At 59.1% G+C, this 11,339-nt stretch carries 10 protein-coding genes; 3 read left to right on the top strand and 7 right to left on the bottom strand.

The genetic code is table 11. The features are described 5' to 3' along the window. Positions 1-298: 298 nt before the first annotated feature. The 6 genes from qcrB to ctaC all read right to left on the bottom strand — a co-directional run bounded on the left by qcrB (position 299) and on the right by ctaC (position 6,789). Positions 299-1,921 carry a cytochrome bc1 complex cytochrome b subunit gene (gene qcrB, locus M5J06_RS12000; protein ID WP_070561948.1) on the bottom strand — a complete coding sequence of 541 codons (1,623 nt, stop codon included), beginning with the start codon at positions 1,919-1,921 and terminating at the stop codon, positions 299-301. Next, positions 1,921-3,141 (bottom strand): cytochrome bc1 complex Rieske iron-sulfur subunit, encoded by a 1,221-nt coding sequence (gene qcrA / locus M5J06_RS11995; RefSeq protein WP_143335738.1) that lies wholly within the window; start codon positions 3,139-3,141, stop codon positions 1,921-1,923. Before qcrA ends, qcrB begins: the two co-directional genes overlap by 1 nt. Continuing rightward, positions 3,138-4,025, bottom strand: a complete 888-nt coding sequence (qcrC, locus tag M5J06_RS11990; RefSeq protein WP_070519807.1) for a cytochrome bc1 complex diheme cytochrome c subunit — start codon at positions 4,023-4,025, stop codon at positions 3,138-3,140. The genes qcrA and qcrC overlap by 4 nt, the downstream gene beginning before the upstream one ends. Positions 4,026-4,092: 67 nt before the next feature. Next, positions 4,093-4,704 (bottom strand): aa3-type cytochrome oxidase subunit III, encoded by a 612-nt coding sequence (ctaE, locus tag M5J06_RS11985; RefSeq protein ID WP_369815732.1) that lies wholly within the window; start codon positions 4,702-4,704, stop codon positions 4,093-4,095. A gap of 554 nt (positions 4,705-5,258) precedes the next feature. Further along, positions 5,259-5,690: an aa3-type cytochrome oxidase subunit IV gene (gene ctaF / locus M5J06_RS11980; RefSeq protein WP_070561953.1), complete on the bottom strand. Its 432-nt coding sequence runs from the start codon at positions 5,688-5,690 to the stop codon at positions 5,259-5,261. Positions 5,691-5,709: 19 nt separating this feature from the next. Then, positions 5,710-6,789, bottom strand: a complete 1,080-nt coding sequence (gene ctaC / locus M5J06_RS11975) for an aa3-type cytochrome oxidase subunit II (protein ID WP_070596823.1) — start codon at positions 6,787-6,789, stop codon at positions 5,710-5,712. A gap of 354 nt (positions 6,790-7,143) precedes the next feature. Between ctaC and asnB the strand changes: the two genes are divergently transcribed. Further along, complete coding sequence (gene asnB / locus M5J06_RS11970; RefSeq protein ID WP_250224748.1) at positions 7,144-9,066, top strand: asparagine synthase (glutamine-hydrolyzing); 1,923 nt, start codon at positions 7,144-7,146, stop codon at positions 9,064-9,066. Positions 9,067-9,199: 133 nt separating this feature from the next. On the opposite strand, the gene M5J06_RS11965 is transcribed toward asnB, so the two are convergent. Next, entirely contained in the window at positions 9,200-9,544 is a 345-nt protein-coding gene (locus tag M5J06_RS11965; RefSeq protein WP_070512402.1) for a HesB/IscA family protein, read from the bottom strand. 167 nt (positions 9,545-9,711) lie between these two features. Here M5J06_RS11965 and M5J06_RS11960 point away from each other — a divergent pair, with 167 nt between their 5' ends. Both M5J06_RS11960 and M5J06_RS11955 read left to right on the top strand, forming a co-directional pair. Then, positions 9,712-10,404 carry a DUF3043 domain-containing protein gene (locus tag M5J06_RS11960; RefSeq protein ID WP_070533389.1) on the top strand — a complete coding sequence of 231 codons (693 nt, stop codon included), beginning with the start codon at positions 9,712-9,714 and terminating at the stop codon, positions 10,402-10,404. A 12-nt stretch (positions 10,405-10,416) separates the two neighbouring features. Next, a complete protein-coding gene (locus tag M5J06_RS11955) occupies positions 10,417-11,331 on the top strand; it encodes a nicotinate-nucleotide--dimethylbenzimidazole phosphoribosyltransferase (RefSeq protein ID WP_250224747.1) in 915 nt (304 codons plus the stop codon). Positions 11,332-11,339: the final 8 nt, after the last annotated feature.

Below are 11,339 nucleotides of genomic sequence, written 5' to 3'. Positions count from 1 at the left end.
GCCGCACCCGAGTGGTGCGGCTACCGGAAGTATCACCCCGAGCGCCGCGAGCTGCTACCAGATACTCACTGAAGCGCTACCAGATAGTCACGACACTGCTACCAAATAGCCGGTCGCAACACTCTACCCAACCATGGCAGAGCCATGAAGCGCTTATCCGAGTCAGGGCCCACCAGTGCGCCCTGAAGCCCGCCACAGCGCTACGAAGCGGATACAGAAACGCTGAGAGCCCGTGCTCCTTTCCTCGTATTGGGAAGGAACACGGGCTCTTGTGAGCGTGTTTCAGCGAGTGAAGGCGCTAGATGCGGCCGTTCTCCTCGTCTTCGCGGCGATTAGCCTCGTTGAGCTGACGGAACATCTCCGCTTCCTCAGCGTGGTTCTCGTGGCGAATCTCATTGACGCGCGAGACGATGGACGGGTCATCGGAAGAGAAGATGCCCTGCGTCTCGGAGTCAGCCAGACCAAGCTGGTTGAGCTGCTTCGGAACCGCGGCACCGGAGTACTCGAGCGGAATCGGGTGGCCATGGTCATCCACCGGGCCAAGCGGCTGGTGGACCTCAATGAAGGCACCATTCGGCAGCTGCTTAATAACGCCAGTCTCAATACCGTGCTCCAGGACCTCACGGTCGGAGCGCTGCAGACCAACGCAGATGCGGTAGGTCATGAAGTAAGCGATCGGCGGCAGGACGATGAGGCCGATACGGCCAACCCAGGTCATCGCGTTCAGGGAGATCTGGAAGAAGTGAGCCACGTGGTCGTTACCACCGGACAGCGTCACCAGAAGGAAGAACGTGATGGCAGCCGCGCCGATAGCGGAGCGAACCGGGACATCGCGCGGGCGCTGCAAGAGATTGTGGTGGGCGTCGTCACCAGTCAGCTTCTTTTCGATGAACGGGTAAGCAAACAGCAACACAACCATCAAGCCACAGAGCAGTGCAACCCAGAAGGCGGACGGAATCGTGTAGTTGCCGATGTAAAGCTCCCATGCCGGCATGACACGAGCAACACCGTCAGTCCACAGCATGTAAATATCCGGCTGGGAACCAGCGGAAACCTGAGACGGGTTGTACGGGCCAAGGTTCCAGATGGAGTTAATCGTCATCAGACCGGAGATGAGTGCCAGCACGCCGGCAACCATCATGCCCATGCCAATGGCCTTGGTGGCGAAGACCGGCATAATGCGGACGCCAACAACATTGTTCTCAGCGCGGCCCGGTCCAGGGAACTGGGTGTGCTTCTGGAACCAGACCATGATGAGGTGAGCTGCAATCAGGCCCAGAATGATGCCCGGGATAACCAGCACGTGCAGGATGTAGAAACGATCCAGCATCAGGTCGGACGGGAAGTCGCCACCGAAGATGGCCCAGTGCAGCCAGGTGCCGATGATCGGCAGGCCCAGGATAATGGCGGACATGATTCGCAGACCGACACCGGAGAGGAGGTCGTCCGGAAGGGAGTAACCGAGGAAGCCCTCGATCATGCCCAAGAGAATCAAGGCGCAACCGATAATCCAGTTAGCCTCACGCGGGCGACGGAACGCACCGGTGAAGAAGATGCGAAGCATGTGGGCAATCATGGACATCATGAACATGAGTGCTGCCCAGTGGTGCATCTGGCGCACGAACAGACCACCGCGGACCTCGAAGGAGAGGTCAAGCGCAGTTGCATAGGCGCGCGACATCTCCACACCGTTGAGCGGGGTGTAAGCGCCGTCGTAAATGACCTTCGTAATGGAAGGATCGAAGAACAGCGCCAAGTAGATGCCGGTCAGCACCAAGATGATGAAGCTGTACAGTGCCATCTCACCGAGCATGAAGGACCAGTGAGTGGGAAAGACTTTGTTGAGCTGGGTACGCAGGACGCCGGCAGCGGAGTACCGCTCATCCATGTTGTTACCCATCTGTGCAAGTTTGTTACTCATTATGACTTACGCTCCCAGAATGCAGGTCCGACGGGCTCGATGAAGTTGCCCTTAGCAACGAGGTAGCCCTCTTCGTCCACGTCAATCGGCAGCTGCGGCAGTGCACGGGCGGCCGGACCGAAGACCGGCTTGCCGTAGTGCAGAGCGTCGAACTGCGACTGGTGGCACGGGCAGAGAATGCGGTTGGTCTGAGCCTCGTACAACGAGGTCGGGCAACCAATGTGGGTACAAATCTTGGAGTAGGCGTAATAATCGCCGTAGTGGAAGTCCTCCTGGCCCTTGCGCTCGATGGCCTTCTTGGCGTCGTCGTTGCGCAGGCGGATGAGCATCACGGCGTTACGGTTGCCATGGATGGAGTGCATGTGGTTCTCGTAGACGTCCTTGTCCTCGGAGTACTCAGCACCATCGTTGACATCCTCAGCAGCCAGCGGGAAGACAGTCTCCATTCCGCCGGCCGCAAGGTCCTCCGGACGTACACGAACCAGGCGGGTAACACCGCGGGTGGTGTAGTGAGTGCCGGATTCGCCTTCGTGCTTCTCGGCGATAGTACCGGTATCGCGAGCAAGGTAGAGCTTGACGCCCTTTTCATGCATGGTCCAACCGGAAGTCCACAGCGTGCCGTCGCCGGCGTAGTTCAGATCGTGGCGCTTCTTCCACGGGTTATTGATGGCGCCACCCAGCGGCGCAATAACCGTCAGGCCGAACAGAACGCCGGCGCCGCCGAGCAGACCCTTGATGGTGGAACGACGACCCAGAGTCGACGTGTTCCAAGAATCATTAAGCAGCGCGGTCAGCGTGCGGCGGTCAACCTCTTCGGAAGGACCGTCGTGGCGACGCTGAACTGAGATCTCCTCCGGGAGAATCTTCTTGACGTACTGAACAATGGCGAAGCCCAGGCCCAGAATGCACAGGCCGGAAGTCAGGCCCAGCAGCGGGGTGTAGAGCGTGTGCCACCATAGGCCGTCCTCCCCCAGCATCTTGTACTGCCACGGCCAGAAGAGATAAACGCCAAGGAAGGCGATGCCCATCAGTACAGAAATGATCAGCCAGAAGGTGACATTGCCGGCGGCGCGCTTCTCAGCGGGGTCACCCTCGACCGGGAAGCGTTCCTTGCGGAATGCGACGGTGACGTCGTCAAGCTCGGTGCCGAGCGCTGCGAGCTCGTCGTTGCTCATAGCATCGAGCTCTTTGCGAGAGTAATTCTTCTTTACGTTGCTCATGAGCGAGATCCAATCCACATAGCGGCAACGCACAGAAGGCTGATGCCGATGATCCACATTGCCAGGCCCTCAGCCACTGGGCCGAGACCGCCGAGCGACCAGCCGGCTGGCGACGGGGTTTCCTTTGCAGACTTGAGGTAGGCGATGATGTCCTTCTTCTCGTCTGCGGTCAGCTGACGGTCAGAGAACTTCGGCATGTTCTGCGGGCCGGTCAGCATTGCCTGGTAGATCTCCTGCTCGTTGGCCGGAGCCAGCGGCGGGGCAAACTTACCGGAGGACAGCGCGCCGCCCTTGCCGGTGAAGTTGTGGCAGGACGCGCAGTTCATGCGGAAGAGCTCAGAACCCTTAGCTACGTCTTCTGCCTGAATCTGCCCGTTGTAGTTAGCGCCGCGCAGAGATTCCTGCGCAACGGAGCCGTCCTCGTTGTAGACGATATCGGCACCGCCACCGTTGGCAGCAACATAAGCGGCAAGCGCCAGGGTTTGCTGCTCGGTGTAGCGCGGGGTTTTGCGCTCAGCCTGAGCGTCGTTAGACATCATCGGCATGCGGCCGGAGTGAACCTGGAAGTACACGGAGCCGGCACCAATGCCAACGAGGGACGGGCCGCGGTCCTGGATGCCCTGCAGGTTAGCGCCGTGGCAGGTAATACAAGCGACTTCGTAGATGTCCTTGCCCTCTTGAACGAGTGCCTGGTCATCCTTTGCGGCTGTAGCCACCTGCGCGTCAGGGGTCAAGGCAGAAGCCAAGACGCCAGCGCCGGTAAGGCCGATGCTCAGCGCAAAGACGCCAGCCAGCGTGCGCTTCGCCTTGCGGCGACGGCGGGTCTTCTTAGCCGCGGCAGTGGTGTCTTCCACTGCGGCGGGCTGCTGGATGTTATCCATCATTTTCCTTTAGATAACTCGTACATGGAAATGAATGGCTGTAGGCCGGTTGCTCCCCGGCGACTACGGCCTACTGAACTAGGTAGATGACTACGAACACGCCTATCCACACAACGTCAACGAAGTGCCAGTAGTAGGACACTGCCATTGCCGCGGTGGCCTGTGCAGGCGTGAACTTGGAGCGGGCGATGCGCGCCAAGATGATTCCGAAGGAAATCAGACCCGCAGTCACGTGAGCCGCGTGGAAGCCGGTCAGAATGTAGAAGACCGAACCGAACACGCTGGACTGAACAGTGACACCAGCCATGATCAACTCTGTCCACTCGAACGCCATGATGCCTAGGAAGACAACACCCAACGCGATGGTCACCGAGTACCAGAGTCGGAGCTTGTATACGTCACCCCTTTCTGCTGCAAACACGCCGAACTGAGAGGTCACGGAGGAAAGAACCAGGACTGTCGTAATGATGAAGCCCATCGGCACGTTGATGTGCGCGGTGTGCTCAGCCCAGTCACCCTCCTGGCCGTTCGCACGCGAGGTGAACCACATCGCGAACAGTCCAGCAAAGAACATCAATTCCTGAGACAGGAACACGATGGTGCCAACGCTGACCATGTTGGGTCGGTTCAGCGCGGCAACACGTGGTGCTGCCATACCTTGGTTAGAAACTACGCTCGTCACGCATAACAGTATGGCTGGTCTAGCCGCATAAGTCATCTCATTTCCCCCCGATTTTTTTGAGGCCAGAGCATAGACCTTCACTATCTTCATCGCGACCGGAGTCCCCACATCATTCAGGAAATAGTTGGGAACTTTTCACCGCGCTTTACGACGCCCCATCCCTGCAGGTAGTGCAACATGCTAACGAAGGCGGCAACCATTCAGGTCATGTCAACTACTCGGAGCCTGTTCCCCAGAGCTACTTCCTCACGACGTGCCCCAATGAGATAAATCACACCCCCACTCACCCGCGTAAGTGCAGGACTGCAACTTTCGGATGACCCCCGTAAAAACGCACGTTAACGTGCTGGAATTCCTACGGCCGACCTGCTCCCAGCCATCCTGGCACCCCAAGCCCTCCCCCAGCCTGCCGGGCTACACAAATTTTTTGGGGCCTCCGGGAACTTTTTACAACGCTTCACGACGCCTTGAAGATCGACAAGGCCCCCGCCACGTTGTGTGGCAGGGGCGTGAGAAGTCGTGGCGCTAAATCGCGCGGCAGGAGTGGCTAAGCCTTAGTGCTTTTCCTTCGGAAGACCGTACTGCAGGGACAGGCCGGTAACGGACGTCACGAGCAAGACAGCACCCAGAATAATCATCCAGAAGTAAAGGAAGATGATGCCAAGACCCAGCACCGCGATGGAGCCGGTCATGCACAGCGGCCAAATGGAGCTCGGAGAGAAGAAGCCGAGAATACCAGCTCCGTCTTCAGTCTCCGCTTCCTCCCAATCTTCCGGAGTGACGTCAACGCGGTTATCGGTGAAGTGGAGGTAGCCGCCCAGCATGATGCAGAGCAGCATGGCAAGGACCATGCCGACGATGCCGACCCACTCGGTGCCGTATAGGTAGCCATCATCCTTGACGTAGTTAACACCAATGATGTAGACGATGAGCGACACGAAGAGGTAGGTCGCAATTGCGTAAAAGACCTTAGATGTTGCACGCATTGTGTATCAGTTCCTTTTCTTATGCCGCAGACGAGGTGTCAACGAAGTTGTCGGCATCGCGGGTATCGCGCAGCGAGTTGAACGGAGTAGTGGTAACTGCGTAAGGCTCTTCACCAATGTACTCAAGGGCCTCGGCGTTGGTTGCCTGCGGATTCTCCTCACGGAACTTGAGGTACTCGTTAAAGTCCGCGCGGTCAACGGTGCGGATCTCGAAGTTCATCATGGAGTGGTAGGTACCGCACATCTCAGCACAGCGGCCGACGAAGGCACCCTTTTCCTCAATCTTCTCAACCTGGAAGCGACGCTCCTGGGAGTTCTTCTCCGGGTGTGCGTAGGCATCGCGCTTAAACAGGAACTCCGGAACCCAGAATGCGTGGGAAACGTCGCCGGAGGCAAGACGGAACTCAATCGGGGTATCTACCGGGAGAACCAGAACCGGAACCTCTTCGGTGGTACCGACGGTCTCAATCTTGTTGAAGTTGAGGTAGGAAATGTCGCCCATGGACTTACCGTGAATCGGGTTGGGGTTCGCAGTACCCTCTGGATCCACAGCAGATTCCTCAGCGAGCTTCTGGCGCTCAGTATCGGCGCCATTGTAATTCTCGCCATCAACCTTGTTCTCGGCGTAACCAAACTTCCAGTTCCACTGGAAAGCAGTCACGTCAACGGTGACCTCAGGGTTCTTATCCAAGGCCGTAACCTTCTGCTGCGCCTGAACGGTGAAGAAGAACAGGCCCATGATGATAAGGATTGGAATGATGGTCAAAGCCATCTCCAGCGGCACGTTGTACTGCAGCTGCTTCGGGAACTCACCCTTGCCAGCCTTCTCGGCCTTCTTCGCGCTCCAACGGAAGATGGCAGTGAGGAAGAGGCCCCACATAATAAAGCCGATGATCCATGCAGCAACCCAGACCCAGATCCAGAAGTTGTACATCGAGTGAGCCTCAGGGGTAACACCCTTCGGCCAACCCATACCTAGGAGATTTTCAACGGCCGTCGGCGCTGCGACGTCACAACCTGCCAGAGCTAGACCGCCCAGAGCGATAACGCCCGCCAAGCCTGCCTTACGGCCGAGGTTGCGTTGCTTACGCTGTCCCACGTGTGTTCTGCCTTTCTGTGCACACAAACTTCTCGAATACTCACAGAGCATTCCTACCCAATCAGGATAGAGGATCATGCCTGAATTTCAGACCTTTTCGCTGGACTGATCAGGTGTTAGTTCCGCTCTATAAATAGTGAACGTACGGGATGTTACCGGCCCACCTGCGCAAGGTCACACCAGCTACCCCACCCTCCCCCTTCCACCTATGACTCAATTCACAAGGCGTACTGCTGTACATCATCCGAAAGTTCGCACCCTAACGGGGAACGCGGCGCGGGGTTCGCAAATCGCCGAACTCCAGCCGTAAAGTGTGTCGAGGATAGACCTTGATATATAAGGAGAAGCAAGTTTATGTGCGGACTCTGCGCGCTGCTCAGCGCCGATCGCAACGCCGCTCAACACGTGGAGGCACTCGAGCAGTCCCTCCAGTGCATGCGCCATCGCGGCCCCGACGCTGCTGGTACTTGGCATGACGATGAGGCGGCTTTTGGCTTTAACCGCCTGTCCATCATCGACCTCGAGCACTCCCACCAGCCGCTGCGTTGGGGCCCCGAAGACAACCCACAGCGCTACGCCCTCACCTTCAACGGCGAGATTTATAACTACGTCGAGCTGCGCGAAGAGCTCATCGCCGCCGGCTACACCTTTAACACCGAGGGCGATGGTGAGCCCATCGTCGTCGGCTACCATCACTGGGGCAAGGACGTAGTAGAGCACCTACGTGGCATGTTTGGCTTCGTCATTTGGGACACCGAAACGCGCACGATGTTCGCCGCCCGAGACCAGTTCGGCATCAAGCCCCTCTATTACGCCACCACGGATGCCGGCACGGTGTTCGCCTCCGAGATGAAGTGCATCCTCTCGATGGCCAATTCGCTAGGTCTAGCTCTCAGCCTTGATAAGCGCGCCATCGAGCACTACACCGACCTGCAGTACGTGCCGGAACCGGAATCCCTCCACGCCAATATTCGCCGCGTCGAGTCGGGTTGCACCGTTACTCTTCGTCCCGGCGAAAAGGTCGTGTCTGAGCGCTACTTCAAGCCTCGCTTCCCTATTCAGCCCGTTAAGCAGGGCGAAGAGCAAAAGCTCTTCGACAAGATTGCACGGGCGTTGGAGGATAGCGTCGAGAAGCACATGCGTGCCGATGTAACCGTAGGTTCCTTCCTGTCCGGCGGCATTGACTCCACTGCCATTGCAGCCTTGGCCAAGCGCCACAATCCGAACCTGCTCACCTTCACTACCGGCTTCGAGCGGGAAGGCTATTCCGAGGTGGATGTCGCCGCCGAGTCTGCCGAGGCAATCGGTGTGGAGCACATCGTCAAAATTGTCTCCCCCGAGGAGTACGCCGACGCCGTCCCGAAGATCATGTGGTATCTGGACAATCCCGTTGCGGATCCTTCCCTCGTGCCGCTGTACTTCGTTGCCCAGGAGGCCCGCAAACACGTCAAGGTGGTACTTTCCGGCGAAGGCGCAGACGAGCTCTTCGGTGGCTACACCATTTACAAGGAACCGCTCTCGCTGGCTCCGTTTGAGAAGATTCCTTCCCCACTGCGCCGCGGCTTGGGCAAGCTCTCACAGGTGCTCCCCGAAGGAATGAAGGGCAAGTCCCTGCTCAACCGCGGTTCCATGACCATGGAGGAGCGCTACTACGGAAATGCTCGTTCCTTCAACTTCGAGCAGCTCCAGCGCGTCCTGCCCTGGGCTAAACAGGAATGGGACCACCGCGAGGTGACCGCGCCGATTTATGCGCAGTCTCAGGACTTCGACCCCGTAGCCCGCATGCAGCACCTCGACCTGTTTACGTGGATGCGCGGCGATATCCTGGTCAAGGCCGACAAGATGAACATGGCCAACTCGCTCGAGCTGCGCGTGCCCTTCCTTGACAAGGAAGTGTTTAAGGTCGCGGAGACCATCCCCTATGACCTCAAGATTTCGCACGGCACCACCAAGTACGCGCTGCGCAAGGCCATGGAGCAGATCGTCCCGCCGCACGTGCTACACCGCAAGAAGCTGGGCTTCCCAGTTCCCATGCGCCACTGGCTGGCAGGCGATGAACTCTACGGTTGGGCCCAGGACCAGATCACGGAGTCCCAGACCGAGGACATCTTCGACAAGAAGGAAGTCCTGGAGATGCTCAAGGAGCATCGCGACGGAGTATCCGATCACTCGCGCCGCCTGTGGACGGTTCTGTCCTTCATGATCTGGCACGGCATCTTCGTGGAAGAGCGCATCGACCCCAAGATTGAGCAGCGCGATTATCCCGTGAAGCTCTAGAGTCACCCACCCTCTTCTGTCCAACTTCCAGAAGTAGGAAACGGTACCGGGAACCCGGTACCGAGAAGATTGAAGAATAAAAAGCGAAGCCCTCGCCACGTGGCGAGGGCTTCGGCATATCGTCTATGTGACTTTAATTGAAGGAGTCACCGCAAGCGCAGGAACCGCCAGCGTTGGGGTTATCGATGGTAAAACCCTGTGCCTCAATGGTGTCGGAGAAATCAATCTTGGCACCGGTGAGGTACGGGATGGACATCTTGTCTACGACGAGGTTAACGCCGCCGATGGTGTCCACCTTGTCACCATCCAGAGTGCGGTCATCGAAGTAGAGCTGGTAGCGCAGGCCAGCGCAGCCACCCGGCTGGACAGCGATGCGCAGCGAGAGATCATCGCGGCCTTCCTGCTCAAGCAAGGACTTTGCCTTGGCAGCAGCGGCCTCGGTCAGGATAACTCCGGTTGCAGACGCGGGAGCGGTCATGGTTTCTCCTCTTATATATACGGAATTTTCTGGAGCCCACCCTACCCCCTCACAGGAGAGGAAGAAAGGATGCCTCGCAGTAGAACAGTGTCGTGCTCTCTTTCCTCAACGCCGGCTCCCGCGGGCCTATTCCCAGTATGTCCATGCGACCTTGTACGCTAAACAGCGTGAAACTTCCGTGGCAAAAAGATGACAAGACCTCTTCACCCGCCGAACAAACCCCGGCGCCGGAAGAGCAACCCGCCGCCGAGAAACCGCACCGCAAGGGCTACACGCCGCCGAAGGGCCGCCCTACGCCCAAGCGCGATGCGCAGGAAATCGCCCGCGGCGTCAAGCGCGATCCCCGAGGAATGTCGGAGGCGCAGCGCTACCAGCACCGCAAGGAGCTCAAGGCTTCCATGTCCAAGCAGGAGTGGAAGGAATACAAGCGCAAAGAGCGCCAAGAGTCCCGCGAGCGCAACAAGGTGGCACAGGAGCGCATGGCCGCTGGCGACGAGCGCTACCTACTCGCCCGCGATAAGGGCGAGGTCCGCCGCTACGTGCGTGATTGGGTAGATTCCCGCCGCTTCATCAACGAGTGGGTCATGCCTTTTGCCATCGTGTTGCTGGTGCTCATGTTCGTCAGCACCCGGGATCCGCGCCTGTCCCAGATCATTTCTATCGGCGCCATGGCGGTCATCGTGGTCTTCGCGGTCGAGGGCTTCTGGCTCGCGCGCAAGTGCAATAACGCCGTACGCCTCAAGTTCCCCGGCACCACCGAGGCCGGTTTTGGCCTAGGCTTCTACGCGTACTCCCGCGCCTCCCAGCCGCGTAAGTGGCGCACCCCGCGCCCGCAGGTGGAGCGCGGAGCCACCGTCTAGACCGGAGGACACATGCCTGAATTCACCGCCGTTCCCCAGCTGCGCCCTGCAACCGCAGCACAACCAAACCGCGTGGCAGAGATTGCCGCGTGGTTGGCGGCAGCCCAGGATTCTCAGCAGGCTAAGCCCCTTCAGCGCCCTCGTGCGATTGTCTTTCTCAGCAATCCCGCTATCGCGACGCACACCACCGACGACGAGCTCACGCAGCACTCCCCTGCTGATGAGGAACGGTGGCGCGAGAACATCTTCAGCGCTGCGCAGCGCGCAGGGGCAGGCATAGACTTCGTCGAGTGCACCAGCGCAGAGTCCACCAGCCCTGAGCCTGGCGCCACCTCCGCCGCCATGACTCCCGCGGAGTTCGAGTCCTTCATCGATGTGGGCATGGCCACCGCAGATCGCGAGATCGATTCCGGTTCGGATCTACTCATAGCGTCGGCTCGTGGCATCGATGACGCGACCGTCGCCGCAAGCCTTATGGGCCGGATTACCCACACCGAACCGGTGGCCATCGTGGGGACGAATACGCTTGCCAGCGGTATTACGGATGCGCAGTGGAAGACCCGCGTGAGCATTGTGCGGGACTCCATGTTCCGCGCCCGCAACCTGGAAGGCTGGGAAGTTGTGCAGACCATCGGTACCCCGAGTGTGGCAGCGCTGGTGGGTTTCATCGCCCAAGCCACGGCGCGGCGGACGCCGGTGCTTATCGACGGCCCCCTGGCCGCCACCGCCGCCGTCCTCGCCGAGCGCAGTGCCCCCGGCGTGAAAGGCTGGCTGCGTGCGGGAAGCACGACCCCCGAACCGGCGTATGCCCTCGCACTCAGGGAGCTCGGGATTGAACCGCTGCTCGATTTAAACCTGAGCGAAGGCTTCCCCCTCGGCGCGCTCGCGGCCCTGCCGCTGGTGCAGCTGGCCGCCGAGCTTGCCTAAGCGAATTG

The organism is Corynebacterium intestinale (genome assembly GCF_023574125.1).
Lineage (GTDB): Bacteria > Actinomycetota > Actinomycetes > Mycobacteriales > Mycobacteriaceae > Corynebacterium > Corynebacterium hesseae.
This window is presented reverse-complemented; position numbering and strand designations above follow the sequence as displayed.